Consider the following 25,782-nt stretch of genomic DNA (forward strand, 5'->3'; position numbering starts at 1 on the left):
TGCGTCCTTTCATTATACTGGAGAGGAAGAAAAAAGGCAACTCATCCAGAAAAAGGGGTGTCACCTATGATACGTAAAGCCATCCCCAGCGATTTGGACGGCATCGAAGAGCTCTACGACGCCATCTTCCGCCGGGAAGAACAGACCGGACAGTGCGATACCAGCTGGCGGCGTGGGGTCTATCCCCTCCGGGAGGACGCCCGGGAGGCCGGGAAGGCCGGTACCCTCTATGTGGACATTCAGGGGGGCGACGTGGCCTCCTGCGCCGTGTTCGACCAGGTCCAGCCCGCGGAATACGCCAATGCGGCGTGGACCGTTCCCGCCAAGCGGGGCGAGGTGCTGGTGGTCCACACTCTGGCGGTCCATCCCGTCATCACCCGCCATGGCCTGGGCCGGAATCTGATGGCCTTTGCCGAGGGCCTGGCCGCCGGTATGGGCTGCAAGGCCGTCCGCCTGGATACCTACGAGGGCAACCTGCCCGCCCGGAAGTTCTATGAGAAGCTGGGCTACCAGGAGGCGGGCCGTGTCTCCTTCCAGTTTGCCTGCGGCACCACCCAGATGCAGGTCTGCTTCGAGAAGGCCCTGGGATAACAAAAAGGCTTCCCGCATCTGCCTTGCGGGAAGCCTTTTTCACCATTTCGGATTGCTCCGGTTATCCCTCCGCGGTCACCAGGCGCACCAGCACCTCCACCATCTTCTCCAGCGCAAAGGTGGGGATGTACTCGTGGACGCCGTGGAAGTTCACGCCGCCGGTGCACAGGTTGGGACAGGGCAGGCCCTCGTAGGAGAGGCGGGCCCCGTCGGTACCGCCGCGGATGGGCACCTCCAGCGGGGTGACCCCGCAGGCCTCCATGGCTGCCCGGGCCTTGAGGACCAGGTACATGTGGGGCTCGATCTTCTCCCGCATGTTGTAATACTGGTCCTTCAGCTCCAGCTCCACCGTGCCCGCGCCGTACTTGTCGTTGAGATAGGCGGCGGTGCGCTCCATGGTCCGCTTCCGGTCCTCAAAGCGGGCGCGGTCGTGGTCCCGGATGATGTAGCTCAGCTCGGTCCGGGTCTCATCCCCCGCCATGTTGGAGAGGTGGTAGAAGCCCTCGTAGCCCTCCGTGTGGGCGGGAGTCTCGGCAGGAGGCAGGAGGGAGACAAACTCGTGGCCGATGAGCAGGGCGTTCTTCATCTTGTTCTTGGCAGAGCCCGGATGGATGTTGACGCCGTGGACGACCACCTTGGCCCCGGCGGCGTTGAAGTTCTCATACTCCAGCTCGCCCAGCTCGCCGCCGTCCACCGTGTAGGCCACCGCCGCGCCGAATCCCTCGATGTCGAAGCAGTCGGCGCCCGCGCCCACCTCCTCGTCGGGGGTGAAGCCCACCGCGATGCGGCCGTGGGGGATCTCCGGATGGGCGGTGAGGTATTCCATGGCCGAGACGATCTCCGCCACGCCCGCCTTGTCGTCCGCCCCCAGCAGAGTGGTGCCGTCGGTGACGATCAGATCCTTCCCCACGTACTTCTCCAGGCTCTCAAACTCACTGGCGCGCATGACGATGCCCTTCTCCTGGTTGAGCACGATGTCCCCGCCCTCGTAGCGGACGATCCGGGCCTGAACTCCGCCGCCCGGCGCGTCGGGCGAGGTGTCCATATGGGCGATGAGCCCCATGCAGGGGATCCCCTCACACCCGGGGGTGGCGGGCAGCCAGGCGTACACATAGCCCTGCTCGGTCATGTGGGCGTTCTGGAGCCCCATCTGGGCCAACTCGGCCGCCAGGGCGCTGCCCAGTACCTTCTGCTTCTCCGTGGTGGGCACGGTGGAAGAGTTCTCATCGGACTGGGTATCATAGGAGACGTACTTCAAAAAACGGTCGATGACATGCATGCATCGCACTTCCTTTCCAGGTTGCCTCTGCCCGGGGGAGGGACCCGCCGGGGGCCTTGTTCTCCACCCAAAGACATGGGCAGGTGATATCTTCGCCTCCCTATTTTACCACAAAAGGAGTGACAGTTCCATGACAAACTTCCAATCCGTTTCCTTCCCCTCCAGCGACGGCCTCCACACCGTCCAGGCGGTGGAGTGGACCCCCTCCGCGCCGCCCCGGGCGGTGGTCCAGCTGGTCCACGGGATTTCGGAGCACATGGGCCGGTATGACCATTTTGCCCGTTTTCTGAATGAACATGGATTCGCCGTGTGCGGACACGACCACCTGGGCCACGGCCGAACCGCAGCCGGTCCCGGGGAATACGGCTTCCTGGGCGAGCGCAATGGTTGGGACTATCTGGCCCGGGACGTACACGCCCTGCGGGAGCGGGAGGGGGAGCACTTCCCCGGTCTTCCCTGGTTCCTGCTGGGGCACTCCATGGGCTCCTTTGTGGCCCGGACCTGTCTCATCCGCTGGCCGGGGATGGTGGACGGCTGCATCCTCTCAGGGACCGGCCAGGAGAGCGCCCCCTTGGTGGCCTTCGGTAAGGCCATCTCCTCCCTGCTCTGCGCGGTGCGGGGGAGCAATACCCGCAGCAAGCTGGTGACCTCCCTCTCCCTGGGGGCCTATAACCGCCAGTTCCGGCCCAACCGCACCGCCAACGACTGGATCAGCCGGGACGAAGCCGTGGTGGACGCCTACAACGCCGACCCCCTGTGTCAGTTTGTCCCCACCGTGGGGATGTTCCGGGATATGATGGGGGGCCTTCAGTTCATCGGTAGCCCCGCCAACCTGAAGCACATGGACCCGGACACCCCTGTGCTCCTCTTCTCCGGAGACCGGGACCCCGTGGGGGGCAGCGGAGCGGGGGTGCGCAAGGTGGCCGGACTCTTCCGGGATGCAGGCGTCCGGGACCTCACGCTGAAGCTCTACCCGGAGGGGCGGCACGAAATGCTCAACGAGCGCAACCGGGAAGAGGTCTACGCCGACGTGCTCGCCTGGTTGGAGGCCCATCTTCCCCCTTCCTCCAACGGGTAAACCCCTTCAAATTCAAATTTTTTGCATAATCGGCGGCGGAACGGTCAAGCTAATCCTGGAATCCGAAGTTTGAGGAGGTCTTTTTGACTATGTTCATTGACAAACTCGCCCTGACGCTGGCCATCATCGGCGGCATCAACTGGGGCAGCATCGGCATTTTTGGGTTCGACCTGGTCGGTTTCCTGTTTGGCGGCCAGGGCGCCACCTTCAGCCGCATCATCTTTGCTCTGGTGGGGCTTGCCTCCCTGTGGTGCATCTCCCTCCTGTTCCGGGACACCACCACTGCGGGCCAGCACACCTGATCTCCCGTATCCCATGTGAAAGCGGCGGGCCGAGGTTTCGGCCCGCCGCTTTGAGCGTATCGAACAGGTTCGACACGCTTCTCAAAAATGCAAGCATTTTTGAGAGGGGATGCAGGACGCCGCATGCACTCGCTGATGCTCGCACACTTGCGTCCTGAGCAGTGTGTTTCCCGACGTACACGCCGCCGGAAAACACGATCTGACTTTTTTCCGCCGCCTGCGGACGGCGGAACTCTGCGAGGCTCTTACCGCACAAATCTCAGAAATACACTTTATGGACAGACTGCGGCGGGCCGAGGTTTCGGCCCGCCGCTTTTCAGTTTCAAAAGACCGGCGCAGGAACTTCCTCTACCGGGTCTCCGACTCGAGTTTTTTTGCCAGGAGCCAGCAGCACAGGGGGAAGAGTGCCACCAGCACCGCCAAGGTTGCCCAGCACACGCCCCAGCTCCAAATCCGACAGAGCGATATGCCGAGGAAAAGAGCACAGTAGATCCCAAACCATACCCCCATACTGCAACTCCCCGCCTCGTTCCCCATCCAAGGGATCCGGTTGCGCAGCAGCACCGTCAGATAGATCTCGCTCAGCGCCGTGCCCAGCACCACCACACTTATACCGGTCCGCAGCCCCAGGAGGGTTCCCACAGCGCTCTCCCGGCAGATAAGCCCCAGCTCGCGCCAATTCCCCGGAAGGTTGGCGGAGGGCGGGAGGCCCAGATAGAGGGATACCTGACGCACCAGCTCCAGTGCGCTGAAGAGCGCCGCCCAGCACAGGAGCCGGCCGCCCACGGCCTGCCAGGGCGGGATACCGGCCAGACGCTCCAGCGGCTCCTCACAGCGTAGCCACACATACCCCGACCAGAAGACCCAGATAAGGCCCAGGAAGGGCAGCAGGAAGCTGTACCGCCACTCTCCGCCCTTGACCACGCTCCCGTTGACGCAGGCCAGCATAAGAACTACGATCGCACAGATAAAGAAATCCTGGCCGTTCAATTTTCCATGCCACTCCCAGCGGATGATGCGCAGCAGCCCTCTCATACCGTCCCCTCCTTTCCAAACACATGGAGGTAGTGCTCCTCCACGGAGCAGCCGTGGACGGCCCGGATCTCCTCCGCAGGGGCGTGGAGAGCCACCGCCCCGTGCCGGAGGAAGACCGCCTCGTCCAGCACCGGCTCCATATCGTGGACCAGATGGGTGGAGAGCAGGATGCTCCGCGTGCCGTCCATGGAGTCCATCAGCTCCCGCAGGATCTCCCTTCTGGTCACTGGGTCCACGCCGCCCAGCGGCTCATCCAGCAGATAGAGCTCGGCCTCCCGCTGGAGCAGGAGGAGTAATTCCAGCTGTTCCGCCTCTCCCCGGGAGAGGTCCCGGACCCGCCGCTGCCACGGGATGTGATGGCGCTCCACCTCCCGCCACACCCGCTCCCGGTCGGCGGTGGGAAAGAGGTCCAGATAATAGGCGCAGGCGTCCCGCACGTAGAGCCCTCCGGGGAGCAGGGTGTGGTCGGCCAGGTAGGCGATGCGGGGCCGGTCCTTGGGGCGGATCTCCTCCCCCCGCAGGCGGATGGTCCCCCACTCGGGCCGGAGCAGGCCCGCAATACAGCGCAGCAGGGTGCTCTTCCCCGCCCCGCTGGGCCCCAGCAGACCGATGATGCGCCCCTCTCCTACCTTCAGGGAACAGCCGCTCAGAACCTGGCGGTCCCCAAAGCTCTTATGGAGTCCCTTTACTTCCAGAATATTCATGGCTTCCCTCCTTGCAAACGCAGGGTCATCTCTTCCTCTGTAAAGCCCAGCGCGGCCATCTCACGGCGAAAGTGCTCCACCAGTTCGTCGGCCATATGCTCCCGCAGGCGATGGATCCGCTCCTGATCCTCCGTGACAAAGGACCCCACGCCCCGTCGGGTCACCAGCACCCCCTCGCGCTCCAGCTCCGAGCAGGCCCGCTGCATGGTATTCAGATTGATGCCATAGAAGGCCGCCAGGGTGCGCACGCTCTCCACCCGATCCCCCGGGCGGCGGCGTCCGGATATGATCTCCCGTTTGATACAGTCCATGACCTGAAGATAGATGGGTGAACTGGTGGAAAACTGCATGTCTCTCACCTCCACAGGTGTTCTACTTATATAATACACCGTAACACATGTTTGTCAAGATTCTGTGCGGTTACCCCTTGACAACCGCCTGCTTCTTGGGGTATACTCCAGTTACACCCCACCCCCGGGGAGTATTACTTTGACAAAGGAGGGCTGCCCCATGATGGCAGATCACGCCAAGGTCCAGCGGCTGCTCAAGACCGCCCGGGGCCAGCTGGACGGCATCCTCAAAATGGTGGAGGAGGACCGCTACTGCATCGACATCTCCACCCAGGTCATGGCCACCGAGGCCCTGCTCAAGCGGGTCAACCAGGAGATCCTGGCCGCCCATCTGGAGCACTGCGTCAAGCACGCCGCCAGCGAGGCCGACCGCCAGCAGAAAATCGACGAATTTGTGGATACCCTGGGCCGCATCCTCCGGTGAGGCCCGCCGCATCCCTTCTGAGGAGGACTCCATGAAAGAGACATACCATGTGACCGGCATGACCTGCACCGCCTGCTCTTCCCATGTGGAAAAGGCCGTGGGTAAGGTGGCGGGCGTGCGCTCCGTCAGCGTGAACCTGATGACGGGCTCCATGCTGGTGGATTACGACCAGACCGCCGTTACCCCGGCTGACATCGTCGAGGCGGTGGTGGACGCGGGCTACGGCGCCTCTCTGCCCGGCGCGGCCAAAACCGCCCGGCGGGAGGGGACTCAGCCTCCTGACACCCTGGGCGAGGAGCTGCGGCAGATGAAGCTCCGCCTGATCCTCTCCTTCTGCTTCCTGATCCCGCTCTTCTACCTCTCCATGGGCCATATGATGGGGTGGCCCCTCCCCGCCCTCTTCCACGGCCGGGAAAACGCCATGCTCTTCGCCCTGACCCAGTTCCTGCTGGTCCTGCCCATCCTGTATATCAACGACAAATACTACAAGGTGGGCTTCAAGACCCTGTGGAAGCGCGCCCCCAATATGGACTCCCTCATCGCCCTGGGCTCGGCCGCCGCCGTTCTCTACGGTGTGGCCGCCCTCTATCAGATCGCCTGGGGCCTGGGCCACGGGGATGCCGCCCGGGTGGACAAGTGGTCCATGGACCTCTACCTGGAGTCGGCGGGCATGATCCTCACCCTCATCACCCTGGGTAAATTCCTGGAGACCCGCTCCAAGGGCAAGACCGGACAGGCCATCTCCCGGCTGATGGACCTCTCCCCCAAGACCGCCACCGTCCTCCGGAACGGCGCGGAGGTGGAGGTCCCGGTGGAAGAGGTGGCCGTGGGCGAGCGCATCGTGGTCAAGCCCGGTGGCCGGGTCCCCGTGGACGGCGTGGTGGTGGAGGGCTGGTCCTCGGTGGATGAGAGCGCCCTCACCGGCGAGTCCATCCCGGTGGAGAAAGCCCCCGGCGCCAAGGTGGCCGCCGCCTCCATCAACCAGTCGGGCACCTTCACCTTTGAGGCCACCCGGGTGGGCGAGGACACCACCCTCTCCCAGATGATCCGCCTGGTGGAGGAGGCCTCGGCCTCCAAGGCCCCCATTGCCAAGCTGGCCGACCGGGTGGCGGGCGTCTTTGTCCCGGTGGTCATCGGCATCGCCCTGGTCACCGCCCTGGTGTGGCTGGCCGTCACCGGGGGCGACATCGCCCGGGCCCTCACCGCTGGGGTGGCCGTGCTGGTCATCTCCTGCCCCTGCGCCCTGGGTCTGGCCACCCCCGTGGCCATCATGGTGGGCACCGGCAAGGGCGCGGAGCACGGCATCCTGATCAAATCCGCCCAGGCGCTGGAGACCCTCCACGCCATCGACACAGTGGTGCTGGACAAGACGGGCACCCTCACCCAAGGCAAGCCCCGGGTCACCGAGGTCCTCCCCCTGGGGGATACCACGGAGGAGGAACTGCTGTGCGTGGCCGCCTCCCTGGAAAAACCCTCGGAGCACCCCCTCTCCTCCGCCATCGTCTCCGCCGCCCAGGAGCGGGAGATCCCCCTGGCCCCGGTCAGCGGCTTTGCCGCCCTCCACGGCAAGGGCATCCGCGGCGAGATCCAGGGCGGACAGTTCCTGGCGGGCAACGCCGCCCTCTTGGCCGACGAGGGCATTTCCCTGGGGGCGGCCGCCGGACAGGCAGAAGAATTGGCCGCCCAGGGCAAGACGCCCCTCTTCTTCGCCCGGGATGGGGAACTGCTGGGCATCATCGCCGTGGCCGACCTGCCCAAGCCCACCAGCGCCGCCGCGGTGGAGGGCTTCCACGCCCTGGGGATCCGGGTGGTCATGCTCACCGGCGACAACGCCCGCACCGCTCAGGCGGTGGGCCGCAGCCTGGGCGTGGATGAGATCATCGCCGAGGTCCTGCCCCAGGACAAGGAGCGGCAGGTGGCCGCCCTTCAGAGCCAGGGCCGGAAGGTGGCCATGGTGGGCGACGGCATCAACGACGCCCCCGCGCTGGCCCGGGCCGACGTGGGTCTGGCCATCGGTGCTGGTACCGACGTGGCCATCGAGTCGGCCGACATCGTGCTCATGAAGAGCGACCTTCTGGACGCGGTCACGGCTGTGGAGCTCTCCAAATCAGTCATCCGCAACATCAAGCAGAATCTCTTCTGGGCCTTTATCTACAACATCATCGGCATTCCCCTGGCTGCCGGTGTGTGGTACCCCCTGTTCCATATAATGCTCAACCCCATGTTTGCCTCCGCCGCCATGAGCATGAGCTCGGTGTGCGTGGTGAGCAACGCCCTGCGCCTGCGGCTGTTCAAGCCCAGGTTCTCCCCCAGCGCCCCCTCCGCTCCCTCTGATACCCCCTGTGGATGTGGGGAACCAATCTCAACCAAAGGAGTGTTTTCCATGACAAAGAAACTGACCATCGAGGGCATGATGTGCTCTCACTGCACCGGCCGGGTGGAGAAGGCCCTCTCCGCTCTGGAGGGCGTCTCTTCCGTGGTGATGGACCTGGAGGGCAAATCCGCCACCGTCACCCTCTCCGCCGACGTGTCCGACGCTCTGCTCACCCAGACCGTCACCGACGCCGGCTACGAGGTCACCGCCATCCAGTGACCTCCCGCCCCGCTCCGCCGTGGATCGCTCCCGGCCGGGCGGGGCCTTTTTTATTTTCTTGCAGCCTATAAATTTGTATGGTATGATAAAGGTATCCTAAGACTGGAGGCTTTGATATGTCTACACTGCTCATCCGCAATGCCCGTTATATCGTCTCCTGCGACGACCAGGATACCCTCTGGGAACATGCCAACCTCTTCATCCGGGACAACGCCATCGAGTACATCGGTCCCGAGCTGATGCACGCCGACCAGACCATCGACGCGTCCGACATGGTGGTCTATCCCGGCCTTGTGAACACCCATCACCACCTCTATCAGATCTTCTCCCGCAACCTGCCCGAGGTCCAGCGGATGGAGCTCTTCCCCTGGCTCCAGACCCTCTACGAGGTGTGGAAAAACCTGGACGAGGAGGTGGTCTACCACTCCTCCCTCACCGGTATGGCCGAGATGCTGAAAACCGGCTGCACCACCTGCTTTGACCACCACTATGTCTTCCCCGCCCACGCCGGGGACCTGGTGGCCGCCCAGTTCCGGGCCGCCGATACCCTGGGAATGCGCTTCCACGCCTCCCGGGGCTCCATGGACCTGTCCCAGAAGGACGGCGGTCTTCCCCCCGACAGCGTGGTCCAGTCCATCGACGCCATCATGGCCGACTCCGAGCGTCTGGTGCGCACCTGGCACGATGCCTCCCGCTTCTCCATGCACCAGGTGGCCCTCGCCCCCTGCTCCCCCTTCTCGGTGACCGGTGACCTCATGCGGGAGAGCGCCAAGCTGGCCCGCTCCCTGGGCGTACGCCTCCACACCCATGTGGCCGAGACCAAGGACGAGGAGCGCTATACTCTGGAGCGCTTCGGCATGCGCCCGGTGGCCTATATGGAGAGTCTGGGCTGGACCGGCCCCGACGTGTGGTACGCCCACGGCATCCACTTCGATGACGACGAGCTGCGCATCCTGGCCGAGACCGGCACCGGCGTGGCCCACTGCCCCGCCTCCAACATGAAGCTCTCCTCCGGTGTGTGCCGGGTGCCCGACATGCTCCGGCTCCACGTGCCGGTGGGACTGGCCCTGGACGGCTCGGCCTCCAACGACGGCTGCGACATGCTGGAAGAGCTGCGGGTGGCCTACCTGCTCCACCGGCTCCACTCCAGCCAGGACGCCCCCACCGGATACGACCTTCTCAAGATGGCCACCCGGGGCTCCGCCCAGATCCTGGGCCGCACCGACATCGGCTATCTGGCCCCCAACATGGCGGCCGACTGCTTCCTGGTCAATCTGGAGCAGCTCCCCCTGGTAGGCGCCCAGTTCGACCCCAAGTCCATGCTGGGCACGGTCGGCCTCAAGGGCAGTGTGGACTATACCATCGTCAACGGCGTCCCCGTGGTCCAGCGGGGCGAGCTCACCACTCTGGACGAGGCCCGGGCTGTCTCCCAGGCCAACGCGGTGGTCCATCGCTATCTGGACCGCTGATTTTCCCTGCTCCCCATAGAGTCGTCCGCTTTTTTCGGAAAGCGGACGACTTTTTTGTGGAAAATGGCCCTTGTCAAAGAAGTTGACTGTGCTACAATTAAGCCTACTGAATCAACCGCCTGTGCGGTTGATTGATCTTTTTCTCCCCGGAGAAATCAGGAAAAGGAGGCTCCTCCCTTGGGTCAGACGGAAACATCTCTGAAACCACTCTTTTCCCGCCAGGCACTCATCCGACTCATCATTCCCCTGGTCATCGAGCAGTTCCTGCTCATGAGCGTAGGCATGATGGACACCGTCATGGTGACCACCGCCGGGCAGGCCGCCGTGTCCGGCGTCTCCCTGGTGGACAATGTCAACCAGCTCATCATCCAGATCTTTTCCGCCCTGTCCACCGGCGGCGCGGTGGTCTGCTCCCAGTATCTGGGCCGGCGGGATGTGGAGAGCGCCCGTACCGCGGCCAAACAGCTGCTCTATGCCGTTTTTGCCCTGGCTGTGGCCCTGATGGCTGTCGCCCTGATCTTCCAGCAGCACATCCTCTCCCTGCTCTTCGGACAGATCGAGCCCGACGTCATGGACAGCGCCTTGGTCTACTTCCTGGCCACCGCCCTGGCCTACCCCTTCATCTCCCTCTACAACGCCGGAGCCGCCCTCTTCCGCTCCATGGGCAACAGCAAGGTCTCCATGTTCAACTCCCTCATCGTGAACCTGGTCAACGTGGCGGTCAACGCGGTGCTCATCTACGGGTTCCACATGGGCGCCCTGGGCGCGGGCATCGGCACGCTGGTCTCCCGCATCGTGGCCGCGGTGATCATCCTCTACCTGCTTCAGCACCATAACAATGTCCTGCGCATTGAGGGACTCTTCCGCTTCCAGTTCCGGGGCGACATGGTGGGACGCATCCTCACCATCGGCATCCCCAACGGCCTGGAAAACGGCCTCTTCCAGACGGGCAAGCTGGTGGTGCTCAGCCTCATTACCTCCTTTGGCACCAACGCAGTGGCCGCCAACGCCATTGCCAACAGCATCGCCGGCGTGGTCAACGTCCCCGGTCAGGCCATCGGTCTGGCCATGATCACCGTGGTGGGCCAGTGCATGGGGGCCCAGGCCCCGGAGCAGGCCGTCTCCTACACCCGGAAGCTGGTCAGCATTGTCTATCTCTCTATGGGAACTCTGGCCCTCATCATGTTCTTCTTTGCCGCGCCCCTCTGCTCCATCTTCCAGCTCACCCCGGAGGCAGCGGATATGGCGGCCGAGGTCCTGCGCTGGTGTGCGGTCTTTGACCTGATCATCTGGCCGCTGGCCTTTACCCTGCCCAACGCTCTGCGGGCGGCGGGCGACGCAGTCTTCACCATGGCGGTGTCCCTGGCCTCCATGTTCCTCTTCCGGATCGGCTTCAGCTATCTGCTCTCCTGCTCCTGGGGGCTGGATCTGGGTCTGCTGGGCGTGTGGATCGCCATGATCATCGACTGGTGGGTCCGTGCCCTGATCTTCATTTTCCGCTTTGTCCAGGGCAAGTGGAAGCGCATCCGTCTGATCTGATCACTCCTGAATCAACCGCCCGGACAGCCAAACGCTGTTCGGGCGGTTAAAACATTCTATGGTAGCTGCGGCCCAGCACCTATGATACAATAGCCTAGAAGCGTTCAGACGATGCCGCTTCCTTTGCGGAGCAAAATCACGAAAGGAATGGGATGATCCAGCATGAAAAAAGAGCTTGCGTTTCGATCCGCCACACGGGAAGATGTCCCTCTGATTTTACAGTTTATCCGGGAGCTTGCCGACTATGAAAAGATGCTGCACGAAGTCGTCGCAGATGAAGCGACCCTGGAAGAGTGGATCTTTGACCGGCAGAAGGCAGAGGTCCTCTTCGCCCTTGTGGATGGAAACGAGATCGGGTTCGCCCTCTTCTTCCACAACTTTTCGACCTTCCTGGGGCGTGCGGGAATTTACCTGGAAGATCTGTACGTAAAGCCGGAATACCGGGGGAAGGGCTATGGAAAAGCCATTTTGAAACGGCTGGCCTCCATCGCGGTTGAGCGGAAGTGCGGACGGATGGAGTGGTGGTGTCTTGACTGGAATCAGCCCAGTATCGATTTTTACCGGTCGCTCGGTGCAGAGCCCATGTCCGATTGGACGGTGTACCGCATCGCAGGCGATACCCTTACCCATCTGGCCGAATAAAGAAAAATATGCTGGACACGGTGGATAAAACCATGTCCAGCATATTTTTTCTCTCATCCTGCACAGCGGGCAGGAATGTTTCGTCTTTTCTCAGCGCTGGCCCTTGTCGTAGGGGATACCCTCGGCGCGGGGCGCGGCGGAGTTCTTGGAGGTGAAAGCCAGCACGATCAGGGTGGCAATATAGGGGACCATCTTGTAGATCTCGCCCGAGATGCTCAGGTCCTTGATGCCCGGGATCAGGCCATAGCTCACCGACAGGGTCTTCATGAAGCCGAAGAAGAGGGCGGCCAGCGCGATGCGGCCGGGCTTCCACTGGCCGAAGATGAGCACGGCGATGGCCAGGAAGCCGTAGCCGGACACGGTGGCGTTGAAGTTGGTGGAGGTGGGCACCACGAAGATCACGCCGCCGATGCCCGCCAGCGCGCCGGAGAGCAGCGTGCCGGCATAGCGCATCTTGTAGACGTTGACGCCCACCGAGTCAGCCGCCTGGGGATGCTCACCGCAGGCCCGCAGGCGCAGGCCAAAGCGGGTCTTGTAGAGCACGACCCAGGACGCCACCAGAATCAGCACACCCAGATAGGTGGTGATATAGGCGTTCTGGAAGAACATGGGACCGATCACGGGGATATCACCCAGCACAGGCACCTTCCGGATCAGGAAGTCGTTCTTGAAGGGGATCTGCTGCACGCCGGTCATCATACGGGCCACAAAGATGGCAAAGGCGGGAGCAAAGGTATTGATGGCCGTACCGGAGATGGTCTGATCCGCCTTCATGTTGATGGAGGCAAAGCCATGCACGGCACTGATGATCACACCGGACAGGGCCGCCACCACCAGGGCCGCCAGGAGCATTCCCTGACCGCTCATGCCGGTAGCCTGCACCATCTGCAAAAACATGATGCCGGTAAAGGCGCCAATGATCATGATACCGTCCAGGGCGATGTTGACGATACCGGAGCGCTCCGCAAAGAGGCCGCCCAGGGCCACCACCAGCAGGGGGATGGCAAAATACATGGTCTGCTGGACCAGGAAAAAAATCAGTTCATCGAGTTTCACTGAGCGTCGCCTCCTTTCTCAGTCTGGACCGGCGGCGCGGGGGGCGTCTGATCCGCATTGGCATTGGCGTCGTTCTTTCCGCCCCGCTTGCCCAGCTTGCCGATGATCTGGCTGAAGAAGAGGATGAAGGCGGCAAAGTAGACGATGACGGAGGTGATGATGGAGATGATCTGGGAGACAAAGCCGTAGCTCTGCATCGCCAGGCCGCCCACCGTCAGATAGGCCATCAGGATGCCGGTGAAGATGATTGCGATGGGGTTGGACATGCCGAGGAGGGCCACGGCGATGCCGTCAAAGCCCTGCTGGGCCAGCTCGCTGCCCACGGCGATGCCGGTGCCGGCGCCCGCCAGGTAGTTCAGGCCGCCGCCGATGCCGGAGAGCGCGCCGGCGATGACCATGGCCAGCACCACATTGCGCTTCTCGCTGATGCCGGCGTACTTGGCCGCGTCCTTGTTGAAGCCGCAGGCCTTGAGCTCATAGCCCAGCTTGGTCTTGGAGAGGATGACCCAGACCACAATGGCCAACAGAATGGCCACCAGGATACCGGCATTCACGCTGGAGGGAGTGCCCACATCGGCCACAAAGATCTTGTCAAAGCCCAACTTGGGCAGGTTGGCCCCGTCCACGGGACGGAGGGACTGGTTCTTGGTGCGGTCGAAGATATAGGCCCGGATGAGCACATTGGAGGTGCTCATGCCGATATAGTTCATCATGATGCAGGTGATGACCTCGTTGATGTTGCAGTAGGCCTTGAGCAGACCGGGCACCACGCCCCACAGGGCGCCCATCAGGCAGGCGGCCAGGATGGCCACCAGGCAGTGGATGCCGCCGGGGAGGAAGGTCCACTTGACGCCCACATACACCGCGGCAAAGGCACCCATCATGAACTGGCCGGGGCCGCCGATGTTAAAGAGGCCCGTCCGCTTGGCAAAGCCAACCGAGAGACCGGTCATGATGAGGGGAGTGGCGTAGTAGAGCACCTGGCCCACGTTCTTCATGTCCTGCACGCCGCCCGTCATGATGGCGCCCAAACCCTTGAGGGCCATGGAGGAATCGGTGATGAGCAGAATAACAAAGCCCACCAGCATACCGATGAGGATGGCGATCAGCGCAGCCAACACGTTCTGTACGCCTGTATGCTGAAGGGGATTTCCCAGTCGTTTTTCCTTCATTTACTGTGCCCCCTTCCGCTTGGAACCGGCCATGTAGAGGCCCAGCTCCTGGATCGTGACTTCCTTGGGGTCCAGATCGGCCACGATCTCGCCCTCGTAGATGACCAGGATGCGGTCGGAGAGGTTCATGACCTCGTCCAGCTCCAGGGAGATGAGCAGCACGCCCTTCCCCTTGTCCCGCTCCGCTACGATCTGTCGGTGGATATACTCAATGGCGCCCACGTCCAGGCCGCGGGTGGGCTGGACCGCGATGAGGAGATCCGGGTTGCGGTCGATCTCCCGGGCCACGATGGCCTTCTGCTGGTTGCCGCCGGACATGGAGCGGGCAATGGTCTTGCCGCCCTGACCGGAGCGGATGTCATAGTCCTTGATCAGCTTTTCGGCATACTGGTTGATCTTGTCATACTTCAGGAAGCCGCCCTGGCAGAACTCCGGCTCAAAATAGCTCTGGAGCACCAGGTTGTAGGAGAGGGGATAGTCCAGCACCAGACCGTGCTTGTGCCGGTCCTCGGGGATGTGGCCCAAGCCGTGGGTGTTGCGGTGACGGATGGAGGAGTGGCTGATGTCCTCGCCCTTGAGCTTGACCGTGCCGTGGTCGGCCTTGATGAGTCCCGTGATAGCCTGCACCAGCTCGGACTGGCCGTTGCCGTCGATACCGGCGATACAGACGATCTCGCCCCGGCGGACCTGGAAGGACACCTCGTTGACCACCTTTTTCCCGTGCTCCTTGTTGACCACGGTGAGGCCCTCCACCTCAAAGACCACGTCCTTGGGTTTGGCCTCGTCCTTCTCCACGTTCAGGGAGACCTTACGGCCCACCATCATCTCGCTCATCTCCTCCTTGGAGACGTCGGCGACATTGACGGTGCCGATATACTTACCCTTGCGCAGGACGGTGCAGCGGTCGGCCACCTCTTTGATCTCGTTGAGCTTGTGGGTGATGAAGAGGATGCTCTTGCCCTCGGCAGCCAGCCCCTTCATGATCTTCATCAGTTCCTCGATCTCCTGGGGGGTGAGCACGGCGGTGGGCTCGTCAAAGATCAGGATCTCATTGTCGCGGTAGAGCATCTTCAGGATCTCCACACGCTGCTGCATGCCCACCGTGATGTCCTCGATGAGGGCGTCCGGATCCACCTTCAGGCCGTACTGCTCCGAAAGAGCCATGACCTTCTCCCGGGCGGCATCCATTTTCAGGAAGCCACCGCGGACGGTCTCCACGCCCAGAATGATATTTTGCAGCACGCTGAAATTGTGGACCAGCTTGAAGTGCTGGTGCACCATTCCGATGCCCAGGGCGTTGGCGTCATTGGGGTCCTTGATGCGCACTTCCTGGCCATTTTTTTTGATGACGCCCTCTTCCGGCTGGTAGAGTCCGAACAGGACGCTCATCAAGGTGGATTTACCCGCTCCGTTCTCACCAAGAAGCGCGTGTATCTCGCCTTTTTTCAGCTGCAGGGTGATGTTATCATTGGCAATGATCCCGGGGAATTTTTTCGTGATATTGCACATCTCAATGACATACTCACTCATCCGCTGTCACTTCCCTTCTCTGTTTGCTTCTGTTTTATTATACCGTTTTTTCCTACCTGGCGCAAGGTAATTTATCTATTTCTCACAAAGAACTTTCGGAGAGAAAAAATGGGCGGACACCTTGGTGTCCGCCCATTTGCAGGAACAATGGAAGGCCAATTACTCGGCAATGTAGTTCAGAGTCACATTGGCGCAGCCCAGATCGGTGGGGATCTCGGCGTCGGTATCCTTCTTCAGAGTGATCTCACCGGAAGCCAGCTTGCTGAACAGAGTGTCATAGTCCTCCTGAGTGAAGTTGTTCCACTTGGAGGTGGCCATGGGCAGCTCCACGGCGTTGTCAGCAGCACCCAGGGTCAGGTTCTGGCCGCCGGGGAAGCTGTCGTTGTAGTAGTGGTCCAGCATCTGCTCCACGGCAGAGGACAGGCCCTTCATAGCGGAGGAGATAACGGTGTCGGACTCGGAGGACTGATCCACGTCCACGCCGATGACCTTGCCGCTGCTGGCCTCAGCCGCGGCCATGACGGAGTTACCCACGGAACCGCCGCAGCCGAAGATGACCTCGGTGCCGCTGGTGTACCAGCCGGCAGCCATGGTCTGAGCCTCGGGGGTAGCGGCGAAGTCGCCGGTGTAGTAGTAGTTCATCTCAACGGTCTCGCCCAGCTCGGCGGCAGCAGCGTCAGCGCCCTGCACGTAGCCGTAACCGTAGCGCACCACGGCGGGAACCGCCATGCCGCCCATGAAGCCCAGCTTGGTGTAGCCGTCCTTCACCGCAGCGTAGCCGGCCAGGTAGCCCACCTGCTCCTCGGAGAAGAGGATGCCGACGGTGTTGTCAGCGGTCTTGTAGTCGCTGGAGTCAGCGTTGTGGGGGTTACCGTCGATGAGGATGAACTTCACATCGGGGTACTGATCCTGCACCAGATAGACGGGCTCCTCAAACAGGAAGCCGGGGGTCACGACCACCTTGGCGCCGTCCTTGATGGCCTGCTCCATGGAGGTGACATAGTCGTCGGTGGTAGCGGCGGCGGGCTTGTAGTACTTACAGGTCTTGCCGTTCTCGCTGCAGTAGTTCTTGATGCCCTCCCAGGTGCCCTGGTTGAAGGACTTGTCGTTGATATCGCCCTTATCGGTGATCATGGCGATCTCAAAGCTGCCGTCGGCGGCCAGGATGTTGCCGGCGGAGTCCTCGGTCACGCCGCTGGGCTCGCCGGAGGACACAGGAGCGCCGGAGGCGGGAGGAGTGCTGGTCTGCGCAGCGCCGCCGCCGCAGGCGGCCAGGCTGCCGATCATACCGACGGACAGAAGCAGAGCGGTGATTTTATTGAAGTTCTTCAATGTAATCTACCTTCCTTTCATAACTGGATGCACAGACGGGAGCCGCTTGTCGACCCTCGGCGTCTGTCATACGCATGTATTATACAACATGCTTTTACAAAGAGCAACCGCATTTTTCCGTTTTGCAAATAATCTTTAAAAATTTGTTACATAAGTGAAAGGAGACTCTTCAGATCACTCCGAAAAGCCTCCTTTTTCATATAATTTCTTTTCGTCTTTTTTACAAACTTATTTCTTGACCAGCTTGACCAGAGCGCTGGCGCCGATGCGGCTGGCGCCGGCGTCGATCATGGCCTGGGCCTCCTCAAAGGAGTGGATGCCGCCGGCCGCCTTGATCTTCACATCAGGTCCGATGTGGGCCTTGAAGAGGGCCACGTCGGCCACGGTGGCGCCGCCGGTGGAGAATCCGGTGGAGGTCTTGATATACTCGGCCCCCGACTCGGTGACCAGCTCACAGAGCTTGATCTTCTCTTCCTCGGTCAGCAGGCAGGCCTCCACGATGACCTTGAGGATGCGGCCCTGGCAGGAGGCCTTGATGGCCTTCATCTCCTCCAGAATGTCGTCCCAGCGGCGGTCCTTCACCCAGCCCAGGTTGACCACCATGTCGATCTCGTCGGCCCCGCTGCGGATGGCGTCCTCGGTCTCAAAGACCTTCACCGCCGTGGTGGAGTACCCGTTGGGGAAACCGATGACGGTGCAGATCTTCAGGTCATTGCCCACATACTCAGCCGCCTGCTTCACATAGGAGGCGGGAATGCACACCGAGGCGCAGTCATAGGCCTTGCCGTCATCACAGATGGTCTTGATCTGCTCCCAGGTGGCCTCCTGCTTGAGGAGGGTGTGGTCACACATGGTAAGGATCTGTTTTACGTCCATATTATACCATTTCCTTTCTAAATCCATGGCTTTTCTCTGTCACAGGTTCACTATATCGTGTGCTCATCCAAAAGTCAATGGACACGCTCACTTCCGGCATTATTTGACACGGATCAGCTCATAGGAGCGGGTGCCCACGCCGATGGCCTCGGCGTGCTCCAGGCAGCTTTTCCAGTTGGTCTCCGGGAAATTATTGGTAAAGTGGTCGTGGTGATCGCAGAAATCGTGGGCGTGCATGTTCTCATCCAGGCGGGAGCCGGGGATGGGCTGCTGCTCCATGCAGGCGTCGGCGCAGGCCTGATCCAGGGCCACCGGGTCGAAGGAGGCGAACATACCCACATCGGGCAGGATGGGCAGGTCGTTCTCGGCGTGGCAGTCGCAGAAGGGAGAGACGTCCACCACCAGGCTGATGTGGAAGTGGGGACGTCCGGCCAGCACCGCCTTGGAGTACTCGGCAATCTTGGCGTTGAGCTCGTCGTTGGCACAGGCGTTGCGGTTGATGATGGCGTCAAAGTTGCAGGCTCCCAGGCAGCGGCCGCAGCCCACGCACTTGTCATGGTCGATGAAGGCCTTCCGGTCCTCCCCGTAGGAGATGGCGTCCTGACCGCACTGCTTGGCGCACTGGCGGCAGCCCACGCACTTGTTGGTCTTCACCTCGGGCTTGCCGGCGTTGTGCTGCTCCATCTTGCCGGCGCGGCTTCCGCAGCCCATGCCGATGTTCTTCAGCGCGCCGCCGAAGCCGGTGGCCTCATGGCCCTTGAAGTGGCTCAGGGAGATGAACACATCGGCGTCCATGACCGCCCGGCCGATCTTGGCCTTCTTCACATAGGTGCCGCCCTCCACCGGGACCTCCACGTCGTCGGTGCCCTTGAGGCCGTCTCCAATGATGATCTGGCAGCCGGTGCTGAAGGGAGAGAAGCCGTTCTCATAGGCGGCATCCATGTGCTCCAGGGCATTCTTGCGCCGGCCTACATAGAGGGTATTGCAGTCGGTGAGGAAGGGCAGGCCGCCCAGGCTCTTGACCACGTCGGCCACCACCTTGGCGTAGTTGGGACGCAGGAAGGACAGGTTGCCCGGCTCTCCGAAATGGAGTTTGATGGCCACCATCTTCTTCTCAAAATCAATGGTGTCGATCCCGGCGGTGCGGATGAGACGCTCCAGCTTCTGGAGCAGGTTATCCCCGGACTTCGCCCGCAGATCGGTAAAATAGACCTTTGCTTGTTCCATATCCATTTCTCCTTACCTTGTTTTCTCCCGGGACCCTTCCGCCTCCTCGGCGCAGGGGTCCTCCATGTTCCAAAACATCATCAGAAAGGCCGCCAGCAGCAGCACGCAGGCGATCAGTACCGCCCGCTCCGCCAGCAGCGAACTCACCCATGCCCCCAGGGCCGCCCCCAGGATAAAGCACAGGATGATGCCGTAATACTGCCCCGCCTGCCGGCGCTGCTCCGGATTCCCGCTGCGCAGGAACTGATAGAGCCGCTCCGTCCCGCTGCGCAGGTTGCCGGTACACATGGTGGTGGCAAAGGCGTTTCCGTGGACCTTGCGGAAACTCTCCACCTGCACAGCGCAGACAAAGGAGACCGACACATTGGCCGCCATGTTCAGGCTCTGGGGCAAAAAGGCCACGACCAGCAGGATGCACAGCTCGGCCAGAACGCTCAGCTGTCTCCAGTGGATACCTCCCCTGTCCCGAAACCGTGCCTTGATGCACTCGGCCACAATGATCCCCGCGGCAAAGGCGGCCACCGGCACCAGATAGGTCAGCGCGGTGTGCCACTCCCCCCGCATGGCGTGTATGCCCAGGAGAACCATGTTTCCGGTCTCTGCATTGGCAAAGACCCCTCCCCGTACGCTGTAAGAATAGGCGTCCAGGAAGCCGCCCGCCAGCGCCAGGACGGCGCCCAGCCGGAAGGTCTCCGACATCTGTTTTCGTTTGATTGCCTGCAATGCCTCCACCTCTTTTGATGATACCATAACTTGCCGCCCGGCACAAACGAAACTTGCCGCCCGACGGCCCTTCCACGCAAAAAGGGCAGGCCTGGCGGCCCGCCCTCTCTCTGCACGACCTTAGAACGGCAGTCCCAGACCGCCGGTAATGCTCTGCATGGACGCGGCCATATCCTGCTCCGCGGTGCGCAGAGCCTCGTTCACCGCCGCCACAATCAGATCCTGGAGCATCTCCACATCCTCGGGGTCCACTGCCTCGGGATCCACAGTCAGGCTCTTGAGCACCCGCTTGCCGGTGACCACAGCCTCCACCACGCCGCCGCCGGCCTGAGCGGAGTACTCCTTCTCCTCCAGCTCAGCCTGCATGCGCTGCATGTCCTGCTGCATCTTCTGGGCCTGCTTGATCATATTCATGTTGATGCCGCCCATACCGCCCATACCGGGACGGCCGCCAAATCCTTTTGCCATCGTTGTTTCCTCCTTGTCATTCCGCCCGCGGCGGAATGGATTCTTTTATTCTTTGATGATAATGGAATCAAACTGCTGCCCCAGGGCCAGCAGGTCCTCCAGATTGTCGTGCTCCGGTGCAGATGCCGTTGGAGCGGGCGCCGGCGGAACGCCCACCGACACCGCGCAGCGGACCGGCTGTCCCACAATGGCCCCGGCCGCCGCCGCCACCGCCCGGAGGGTGGCAGCCTTGCCCACCATCACCCGGGTAAAGTCGGAGTCCACCCAGAGGGTGAGCAGATCGCCCTCCAGCCGTCCCTGCACCTGGGCGGGATTGCTGAGGAAGGGGTAGTCGCTCATGGGCACCTTGCCCCGCACCGCGCCCACCACAGCCGGCCAGAGATCGGCAGAATGCCCCGCCGCCTTGCTGCCCGCTCCAGCGGGAGAAGCAGGGGCCGCAGGCCGGCGCCGGACTGCCGGACGCTCGGCCGCCGGGGACGGCGGCTCGGGTACGGAGAAGACCGGCTCTCCCGGCTCCTCAGGCAGAGGGGGACGCTCCTCCTCCCAGGGGGGCAGATCCTCCCCGGAGGGCTGAGACTGCGGCTGCGTTTGGGGCTGCGGCTCCACCGCTTTGGCCTGGACCGGAGCGGCCGCAGGCTGCGCCGGAGCGGGCTGGGCCTGGAAGGTCCCGCCCTGGGCCAAGCGCTCCTCCAGACGGGCCAGACGGGCGCTCAAGCCCGCCGGACTGCTGTCCAGCGTGGTGTCGCACAGCCGAATAAGGCACAGCTCCGCATCGGTGCGCCGATTTCCGCTGCGGGAGAGATCGGCGGCCGTCTGCTGCAGGAGGCTCAGCATCTGCATCAGACGCTGGGGCTCCAGCTGGTTGGAGAGCTTGCGCATGGTGGTCTCATCGTATCCGCCGGTGAGCAGGGCTGCGCCGCCCTGGGGGGCCGTCTTGCGCACCAACAGGTCCCGCGCCAGACCGGCCAGCTCTCCCAGCAGGCTCCCCACATCCTTTCCCGCTCCATAGAGCCGCCCCAGGGTCTCCAGTGCGGCTGCGGTGTTGCCCTGGGCGATGTGGTCCATGAGGGCGGCAGTCTCCAAATTACCGGCCAGTCCCAGGGCGGAGAGGACCTCCGCCTCCCCGATCACGCCGCTGGGATTGACGCACTGGTCCAGCAGGGAGAGTGCGTCCCGCAGGCCGCCGTCCGCCAGCCGGGCCAGGAGGGCAGCTCCCTCGGGGGCCAGCTGGATGCCCTCCTCTCCCGCCACGTAGCTCAGGCGCTGGGCGATGTCCCCCGCCAGGATCCGCTTGAAGGAGAACTGCTGGCAGCGGGACTTGATGGTGGCGGGCACCTTGTGGAGCTCGGTGGTGGCCAGAATGAACATCAGGTGAGCGGGCGGCTCCTCCAAAATCTTCAGCAGGGCGTTGAAAGCCGCCGTGGAGAGCATGTGGACCTCGTCCACGATATACACCCGCTTGCGCACGGCGGCGGGGGTGTAGACCGCCTCATCCCGCAGGGCGCGGACCTGATCCACGCCGTTGTTGGAGGCCGCATCCAGCTCCAGCACGTCCAGAATGGAGCCGTTCTCGATCCCCAGGCAGGAGGGACACTGGTTGCAGGGGTTTCCGTTGACCGGGTGCTCGCAGTTCACCGCCCGGGCCAGAATCTTGGCGCAGGTGGTCTTGCCGGTCCCTCTGGTGCCCGTGAAGAGATAGGCGTGAGAGAGCCGTCCCGCCGCCACCTGGCGCTTGAGGGTATCGGTAATATGGCTCTGCCCCACCACATCGTCAAAGGTCCGTGGTCTCCATTTGCGGTAGAGTGCCTGATACATGCCTGTCACCTCGCCAAAAATTCGATTCATGTGAAAAGGAGCGGAGGATGCGGGTATTGACCCGTCGCCCCGCTCCTCTTCCATGCCATATGCCCGGCACATGGCAAGACCGCACACCGACCTTTGAAGTTTCCGTTCTGTCCGTTACCCTGGCAGCCGGCTCAGGAGCGGGAGTCCCGCGGCACACGGCGCATTCCGCTTAGTGCTGCTTGGTTCCCCACCTGACACGGTTCACGGGGCCCCGTTGCGCGGGACCGATCCATCATCGCTGCTTACCTGGGTCAGACGACACAACGAAAATCCGGGGGCCGGGATTCATCCCTGCTGTAGCGGATTGCAGGTACAGGGCACCGCTATCTCCCCAACTAGTGCGGCCTTGCCGTAGGCCGGGCAATGGACGCCCGTGCATTCGGAAAGCTCGTATTTGTTATCATACATCATTTCCCCCAAATTAGCAATATCGCTTTTTTATTTTTTTCAAAAAACTCTTTACATTTCGAAAATTCATGCTATAATATTTCATGGTCATAGGCCTGTAGCGCAGCTGGGAGCGCAAAGGGTTCGGTTTTCTGCCTCATCTATAATTTCATATTGCTTTATTCTTCTGTTCCGCTTTTGGAACTGTTGATTTGGGCCCGTAGCTCAGTCTGGGAGAGCGTACGGTTCGCATCCGTAAGGTCGAGGGTTCGATCCCCTTCGGGTCCACCACACTCGGGAGATCTCGTTTTGAGATCTCCCGAGTTTTTTCATGCTTTCAGGATGCACGATAGTACACACTCTTGTCCCCTTCCGGATGTAGGAAGTCGAAGAACTGTGTGACACTGATTTTGAATTCCACTTCGATTTCAAAGTTCTTCCCGATATTCACCCGCTCAATGAGCTGCCGCAGGATCATCTTCTTTCCCTCGATACTACTCCCCGCATACAGGTCGGCCCAGGACATAATCTTGTCATACTCCTTTTGGACGGCAACAGCAGAACTCTTCAGATCAGCCACTTTTTCCTTGGCCTGTTCCAACTCCTGGGCCAGCGCCGCCAGCTTGCTTCGGGTGTCCTCTATCATCTCGCCAAGGATGTCCGCTCCAAAACTGCCAGTCCCATTGATGGTCTTGATGATCTCTTTCTTGTAGCTCTCCAGTTCCCGTTCTGCGGCGGCGTGGAGTTTCTCCAGATTTGCTACTGAACTGTTTGCCAGTTGGAGTTCTTTCTCCCGCTGCTTTTGAATGAGCTGGCTCCTGGGTGCAGTCTTCATCCGCTCAAAGAGTTGGATGACGATCTTATCAATAATGCCGTCCAGTTTCTCGCCGGAGTATCCGGTCTGACCATCACAGTCCTGAGGATGGCGGATCTTGTAGTGGCAGGCGTATCGGATACGGGTTTCCCGCTTGGGCTCACCCTTGGCGCGTCTGCCGCTGCTGGTGGTCAGCACCAGCTTGGAACCGCAGTGGGCACAGTAGACCATCCCGGAGAGCAGCGCCTTCCCCTTGGAGTTAAAGGGCACTTCATTGTGGTGCATTGTCCTGGCCCCCATCAACTCCTGTGCTCGCTCATACAGATCCAGCGGAACAATTTGCAGCTCCGGAAAGATTTCTGAGCGTGTTTCCCCACTGCGCAGGATTCCCACATACATGATGTTCTTCAGCATTTTGATGATGGTGGTATTGGCGAAGTTGGTCCCCTTTCGATTGAGATAGCCGTTGTTATATAACCACCGGGACAACCGCTGTGCGCCGAACCCCTCATAGACATATTTTTCAAAGATGATGCGCACCACCGCAGCTTCATCCGGGTCAACCAGAATCTCGTTGACTTCATGATTCTTTTTATTGAAGCGCCCCTGCTTTTCCAGGCGGTATCCATAGGGGACGATCCCGCCCCGGAACCTCCCCTCCTGCACGATTTGCGAAAGGCGTGTCTTTGTTCGGGCAGAGGTTTTGAGGCTCTCGCCGGAGGCCTGCCAATAACGGATATAGTTCAGCAGTTTGTCGATATGATCGTCCATCTTCTGTTGCCCTTCCATTGCACTCCACACTTCGATTCCGTTGCGGATGAACCACTCTACCACGAAGGGCGTCTCATCGTCCCGCCGTCCCAGGCGGTCGAACATGAACACCAGCAGGATGTCAAACTTCCGTTCCTCAGCGTCCTGGCGGATCTCCTGAATCGCGTCGCGGTCAGCAGCAGCCACCTTGAAACCCGAGACACCTTTTTCTGCAAATTTTTTGATAATCGTCCATCCCTGGCTCTCCGCAAATTCACGGCAGTATTGTTTCTGCATCGGGATATCATCTTTTTCTACCTGTCCTTTAGTAGAGACTCGATAGAGGCAGTATACTCGCTTGTTTTTTTCCATGATTGCACCTTGTCCTTTCTGGTATAGGACTGCGGTGCATATGGTTTGCTCAGATTAAATTGTCAAGGTTCATATGCACACACAGTATCCCACACCACTGGTAAAAAGTCTACTGAATCAAGCAGGCTTGTTCAGATTTTCAAAGTCCTGCGCCATCAACAGCGTCTGCTCAATTTCAGACACTGTGTCAGGCTTTGTGATGGTGTTTTTGAAGCGGAGAGCAACAATCAGTCCGTCCACTTCCATCGTGATATATTCTGTCGGCTCAGAGTATCGGGGATGCTCCCGATCATATATTGCCTTCTGATAACTCATGTGATCATCCTCCTTTACATAGTCTGCTGCCAAGTCTGTTCTTCTTCGTGGTCGTCCTCGGCGTGGCCTTGGGCGATTTTCTTTTGTCGTTCTTTCCGGAGGGCCTTGCTGTCTGCGTGGTAGTGCGTGGTGGTGGCGTCCCTCACGGGAGCATTGTCTTGGCCGCGCTCCAGAGCGTGTCCAAACTGGACCACGCCACCCACAGCACCAGCCCAGTCAGCGCCAGGGCCACCAGTCCCAACAGCAAACTGGTCCATGGAATGTACGACAGACTCGGTCTGGGCAGCCTGGTGCTGGGCGGAGAAAAACGCTTCTCGTTCCACTTCCCAGCCTGTTCGCTCATTTGCTCCAGATGCTTCACTGCTTTCAGTAGTTCGTCCATCTGCGTCTGGGTCGGGAGCTGCGCCAGCAGTTCGCTGATCTTCTTCAGATAGCCGGTCTGTCTCTCGGTGTGGTCCCCCAGTGTGTAGAGGCTGCTCAGCAGTTCCTCCCACTCCGCTTTCGTGGGATGCACTTCGAGGAGCGTTGTCGGCTCCTGCGCCGGAGGCTGCGTAGTCTGTACCATCTGCGCGGGACGGTTCTTTTCCAACAGCTCGTCCATAGATAATTTCTGCTCTGATCCTGAATTCATATTCCATATTCTCCTTCAGATATTTGTCCCCGAACAGCAGGCGGTCACGGCACTGCCAGCCGCTGGGTGTGGTGTAGGTGATATTCCGTCGGGACGCTTCCCAGCGCACCTTGTAGCCCTCGCTCTCCATCAACGCAATGAATTCCTCACAGCTGGAGGCGTGGCGCATACAGTCGTTGATGATGTTCATGAGCTGCAGTTTTTTGCTTTGGCCACGGGCGGCCGTATGATACTCGCCAACCGTCATAGTTTTCGTTTTCTGCTTCCTATCCTTGGGC

At 61.2% G+C, this 25,782-nt stretch carries 24 protein-coding genes, 1 tRNA gene and 1 other RNA gene; 9 read left to right on the plus strand and 17 right to left on the minus strand.

Annotated elements, in window-relative coordinates; genetic code table 11:
* Positions 1–66: 66 nt before the first annotated feature.
* Positions 67–591 (plus strand): GNAT family N-acetyltransferase, encoded by a 525-nt coding sequence (locus INF37_RS06365; protein ID WP_193537164.1) that lies wholly within the window; start codon positions 67–69, stop codon positions 589–591.
* 61 nt (positions 592–652) lie between these two features.
* Here the strand turns inward: INF37_RS06365 and pepT are convergent, their stop codons facing one another.
* Positions 653–1,870 carry a peptidase T gene (gene pepT, locus INF37_RS06370; RefSeq protein ID WP_193537167.1) on the minus strand — a complete coding sequence of 406 codons (1,218 nt, stop codon included), beginning with the start codon at positions 1,868–1,870 and terminating at the stop codon, positions 653–655.
* Between the two features lie 130 nt (positions 1,871–2,000).
* Here pepT and INF37_RS06375 point away from each other — a divergent pair, with 130 nt between their 5' ends.
* Both INF37_RS06375 and INF37_RS06380 read left to right on the plus strand, forming a co-directional pair.
* The gene (locus tag INF37_RS06375; protein ID WP_101691139.1) at positions 2,001–2,948 is read left to right on the plus strand and encodes an alpha/beta hydrolase; all 948 of its coding nucleotides are present in this window, start codon (positions 2,001–2,003) and stop codon (positions 2,946–2,948) included.
* A gap of 89 nt (positions 2,949–3,037) precedes the next feature.
* Entirely contained in the window at positions 3,038–3,250 is a 213-nt protein-coding gene (locus INF37_RS06380) for a DUF378 domain-containing protein (RefSeq protein WP_101691138.1), read from the plus strand.
* 348 nt (positions 3,251–3,598) lie between these two features.
* Here INF37_RS06380 and INF37_RS06385 read toward each other — a convergent pair whose 3' ends face one another.
* Genes INF37_RS06385 through INF37_RS06395 form a run of 3 tightly spaced genes read right to left on the minus strand, consistent with a single transcriptional unit; the run spans position 3,599 to position 5,339 of the window.
* Positions 3,599–4,285, minus strand: a complete 687-nt coding sequence (locus INF37_RS06385; protein ID WP_193537169.1) for a hypothetical protein — start codon at positions 4,283–4,285, stop codon at positions 3,599–3,601.
* Positions 4,282–4,989, minus strand: a complete 708-nt coding sequence (locus INF37_RS06390) for an ATP-binding cassette domain-containing protein (protein WP_193537171.1) — start codon at positions 4,987–4,989, stop codon at positions 4,282–4,284. The genes INF37_RS06385 and INF37_RS06390 overlap by 4 nt, the downstream gene beginning before the upstream one ends.
* Positions 4,986–5,339: a GntR family transcriptional regulator gene (locus INF37_RS06395; RefSeq protein WP_193537173.1), complete on the minus strand. Its 354-nt coding sequence runs from the start codon at positions 5,337–5,339 to the stop codon at positions 4,986–4,988. Before INF37_RS06395 ends, INF37_RS06390 begins: the two co-directional genes overlap by 4 nt.
* Before the next feature lie 160 nt (positions 5,340–5,499).
* Between INF37_RS06395 and INF37_RS06400 the strand changes: the two genes are divergently transcribed.
* From INF37_RS06400 to INF37_RS06420, 5 genes are all read left to right on the plus strand, one after another.
* The gene (locus INF37_RS06400; RefSeq protein WP_101691134.1) at positions 5,500–5,763 is read left to right on the plus strand and encodes a metal-sensing transcriptional repressor; all 264 of its coding nucleotides are present in this window, start codon (positions 5,500–5,502) and stop codon (positions 5,761–5,763) included.
* 31 nt (positions 5,764–5,794) lie between these two features.
* The gene (locus INF37_RS06405; RefSeq protein WP_193537175.1) at positions 5,795–8,356 is read left to right on the plus strand and encodes a heavy metal translocating P-type ATPase; all 2,562 of its coding nucleotides are present in this window, start codon (positions 5,795–5,797) and stop codon (positions 8,354–8,356) included.
* A gap of 116 nt (positions 8,357–8,472) precedes the next feature.
* The gene (locus INF37_RS06410; protein WP_193537177.1) at positions 8,473–9,825 is read left to right on the plus strand and encodes an 8-oxoguanine deaminase; all 1,353 of its coding nucleotides are present in this window, start codon (positions 8,473–8,475) and stop codon (positions 9,823–9,825) included.
* Positions 9,826–10,002: 177 nt separating this feature from the next.
* Positions 10,003–11,364: an MATE family efflux transporter gene (locus tag INF37_RS06415; RefSeq protein WP_193537179.1), complete on the plus strand. Its 1,362-nt coding sequence runs from the start codon at positions 10,003–10,005 to the stop codon at positions 11,362–11,364.
* 162 nt (positions 11,365–11,526) lie between these two features.
* Positions 11,527–12,006, plus strand: a complete 480-nt coding sequence (locus INF37_RS06420; protein WP_193537181.1) for a GNAT family N-acetyltransferase — start codon at positions 11,527–11,529, stop codon at positions 12,004–12,006.
* 90 nt (positions 12,007–12,096) lie between these two features.
* Here INF37_RS06420 and INF37_RS06425 read toward each other — a convergent pair whose 3' ends face one another.
* The 10 genes from INF37_RS06425 to ffs form a co-directional block, all read right to left on the minus strand.
* Positions 12,097–13,020 (minus strand): ABC transporter permease, encoded by a 924-nt coding sequence (locus tag INF37_RS06425; protein WP_101691294.1) that lies wholly within the window; start codon positions 13,018–13,020, stop codon positions 12,097–12,099.
* 38 nt (positions 13,021–13,058) lie between these two features.
* Entirely contained in the window at positions 13,059–14,234 is a 1,176-nt protein-coding gene (locus tag INF37_RS06430; protein WP_101691129.1) for an ABC transporter permease, read from the minus strand.
* Positions 14,235–15,764 (minus strand): ABC transporter ATP-binding protein, encoded by a 1,530-nt coding sequence (locus tag INF37_RS06435; protein ID WP_101691128.1) that lies wholly within the window; start codon positions 15,762–15,764, stop codon positions 14,235–14,237.
* A 159-nt stretch (positions 15,765–15,923) separates the two neighbouring features.
* Positions 15,924–17,096, minus strand: a complete 1,173-nt coding sequence (locus INF37_RS06440) for a BMP family lipoprotein (RefSeq protein ID WP_235964235.1) — start codon at positions 17,094–17,096, stop codon at positions 15,924–15,926.
* A 228-nt stretch (positions 17,097–17,324) separates the two neighbouring features.
* Positions 17,325–17,972, minus strand: a complete 648-nt coding sequence (gene deoC / locus INF37_RS06445; RefSeq protein WP_101691127.1) for a deoxyribose-phosphate aldolase — start codon at positions 17,970–17,972, stop codon at positions 17,325–17,327.
* A 99-nt stretch (positions 17,973–18,071) separates the two neighbouring features.
* Positions 18,072–19,199 carry a DUF362 domain-containing protein gene (locus INF37_RS06450; protein ID WP_193537183.1) on the minus strand — a complete coding sequence of 376 codons (1,128 nt, stop codon included), beginning with the start codon at positions 19,197–19,199 and terminating at the stop codon, positions 18,072–18,074.
* Between the two features lie 12 nt (positions 19,200–19,211).
* The gene (locus INF37_RS06455; RefSeq protein ID WP_235964236.1) at positions 19,212–19,949 is read right to left on the minus strand and encodes a YoaK family protein; all 738 of its coding nucleotides are present in this window, start codon (positions 19,947–19,949) and stop codon (positions 19,212–19,214) included.
* A gap of 93 nt (positions 19,950–20,042) precedes the next feature.
* A complete protein-coding gene (locus INF37_RS06460) occupies positions 20,043–20,390 on the minus strand; it encodes a YbaB/EbfC family nucleoid-associated protein (protein ID WP_101691124.1) in 348 nt (115 codons plus the stop codon).
* A gap of 45 nt (positions 20,391–20,435) precedes the next feature.
* Complete coding sequence (gene dnaX / locus INF37_RS06465; RefSeq protein ID WP_193537185.1) at positions 20,436–22,205, minus strand: DNA polymerase III subunit gamma/tau; 1,770 nt, start codon at positions 22,203–22,205, stop codon at positions 20,436–20,438.
* A 109-nt stretch (positions 22,206–22,314) separates the two neighbouring features.
* Positions 22,315–22,579, minus strand: an RNA gene (ffs, locus tag INF37_RS06470) — signal recognition particle sRNA large type.
* A gap of 257 nt (positions 22,580–22,836) precedes the next feature.
* Here ffs and INF37_RS06475 point away from each other — a divergent pair.
* Positions 22,837–22,913: transfer RNA gene (locus tag INF37_RS06475), tRNA-Ala, on the plus strand.
* Between the two features lie 46 nt (positions 22,914–22,959).
* On the opposite strand, the gene INF37_RS06480 is transcribed toward INF37_RS06475, so the two are convergent.
* The 3 genes from INF37_RS06480 to INF37_RS06490 all read right to left on the minus strand — a co-directional run bounded on the left by INF37_RS06480 (position 22,960) and on the right by INF37_RS06490 (position 25,504).
* Complete coding sequence (locus INF37_RS06480; protein WP_193537187.1) at positions 22,960–24,483, minus strand: recombinase family protein; 1,524 nt, start codon at positions 24,481–24,483, stop codon at positions 22,960–22,962.
* 192 nt (positions 24,484–24,675) lie between these two features.
* The gene (locus INF37_RS06485) at positions 24,676–24,873 is read right to left on the minus strand and encodes a hypothetical protein (protein WP_021748647.1); all 198 of its coding nucleotides are present in this window, start codon (positions 24,871–24,873) and stop codon (positions 24,676–24,678) included.
* 142 nt (positions 24,874–25,015) lie between these two features.
* On the minus strand, positions 25,016–25,504 hold the full coding sequence (locus INF37_RS06490) for a hypothetical protein (RefSeq protein WP_193537189.1): 489 nt from the start codon (positions 25,502–25,504) through the stop codon (positions 25,016–25,018).
* Between the last annotated feature and the right edge of the window lie 278 nt (positions 25,505–25,782).

The sequence above is a fragment of the Pseudoflavonifractor gallinarum genome (assembly GCF_014982855.1).
Taxonomy (GTDB): domain Bacteria; phylum Bacillota; class Clostridia; order Oscillospirales; family Oscillospiraceae; genus Pseudoflavonifractor_A; species Pseudoflavonifractor_A gallinarum.

Bases quoted from the DNA above. Each gene is read 5' to 3' on its own strand.
- INF37_RS06480 (WP_193537187.1), bottom strand. From the start codon at position 24,483: ATGCAGAAACAATACTGCCGTGAATTTGCGGAGAGCCAGGGATGGACG.
- INF37_RS06380 (WP_101691138.1), top strand. From the start codon at position 3,038: ATGTTCATTGACAAACTCGCCCTGACGCTGGCCATCATCGGCGGCATC.
- INF37_RS06390 (WP_193537171.1), bottom strand. From the start codon at position 4,989: ATGAATATTCTGGAAGTAAAGGGACTCCATAAGAGCTTTGGGGACCGC.
- INF37_RS06430 (WP_101691129.1), bottom strand. From the start codon at position 14,234: ATGAAGGAAAAACGACTGGGAAATCCCCTTCAGCATACAGGCGTACAG.
- INF37_RS06450 (WP_193537183.1), bottom strand. From the start codon at position 19,199: ATGGAACAAGCAAAGGTCTATTTTACCGATCTGCGGGCGAAGTCCGGG.
- INF37_RS06410 (WP_193537177.1), top strand. From the start codon at position 8,473: ATGTCTACACTGCTCATCCGCAATGCCCGTTATATCGTCTCCTGCGAC.
- pepT (WP_193537167.1), bottom strand. From the start codon at position 1,870: ATGCATGTCATCGACCGTTTTTTGAAGTACGTCTCCTATGATACCCAG.
- INF37_RS06485 (WP_021748647.1), bottom strand. From the start codon at position 24,873: ATGAGTTATCAGAAGGCAATATATGATCGGGAGCATCCCCGATACTCT.
- INF37_RS06425 (WP_101691294.1), bottom strand. From the start codon at position 13,020: ATGTATTTTGCCATCCCCCTGCTGGTGGTGGCCCTGGGCGGCCTCTTT.
- deoC (WP_101691127.1), bottom strand. From the start codon at position 17,972: ATGGACGTAAAACAGATCCTTACCATGTGTGACCACACCCTCCTCAAG.
- INF37_RS06420 (WP_193537181.1), top strand. From the start codon at position 11,527: ATGAAAAAAGAGCTTGCGTTTCGATCCGCCACACGGGAAGATGTCCCT.
- INF37_RS06435 (WP_101691128.1), bottom strand. From the start codon at position 15,764: ATGAGTGAGTATGTCATTGAGATGTGCAATATCACGAAAAAATTCCCC.
- INF37_RS06490 (WP_193537189.1), bottom strand. From the start codon at position 25,504: ATGAATTCAGGATCAGAGCAGAAATTATCTATGGACGAGCTGTTGGAA.
- INF37_RS06395 (WP_193537173.1), bottom strand. From the start codon at position 5,339: ATGCAGTTTTCCACCAGTTCACCCATCTATCTTCAGGTCATGGACTGT.
- INF37_RS06385 (WP_193537169.1), bottom strand. From the start codon at position 4,285: ATGAGAGGGCTGCTGCGCATCATCCGCTGGGAGTGGCATGGAAAATTG.
- INF37_RS06455 (WP_235964236.1), bottom strand. From the start codon at position 19,949: ATGGTATCATCAAAAGAGGTGGAGGCATTGCAGGCAATCAAACGAAAA.
- INF37_RS06460 (WP_101691124.1), bottom strand. From the start codon at position 20,390: ATGGCAAAAGGATTTGGCGGCCGTCCCGGTATGGGCGGTATGGGCGGC.
- INF37_RS06405 (WP_193537175.1), top strand. From the start codon at position 5,795: ATGAAAGAGACATACCATGTGACCGGCATGACCTGCACCGCCTGCTCT.
- INF37_RS06365 (WP_193537164.1), top strand. From the start codon at position 67: ATGATACGTAAAGCCATCCCCAGCGATTTGGACGGCATCGAAGAGCTC.
- INF37_RS06400 (WP_101691134.1), top strand. From the start codon at position 5,500: ATGATGGCAGATCACGCCAAGGTCCAGCGGCTGCTCAAGACCGCCCGG.
- INF37_RS06375 (WP_101691139.1), top strand. From the start codon at position 2,001: ATGACAAACTTCCAATCCGTTTCCTTCCCCTCCAGCGACGGCCTCCAC.
- dnaX (WP_193537185.1), bottom strand. From the start codon at position 22,205: ATGTATCAGGCACTCTACCGCAAATGGAGACCACGGACCTTTGACGAT.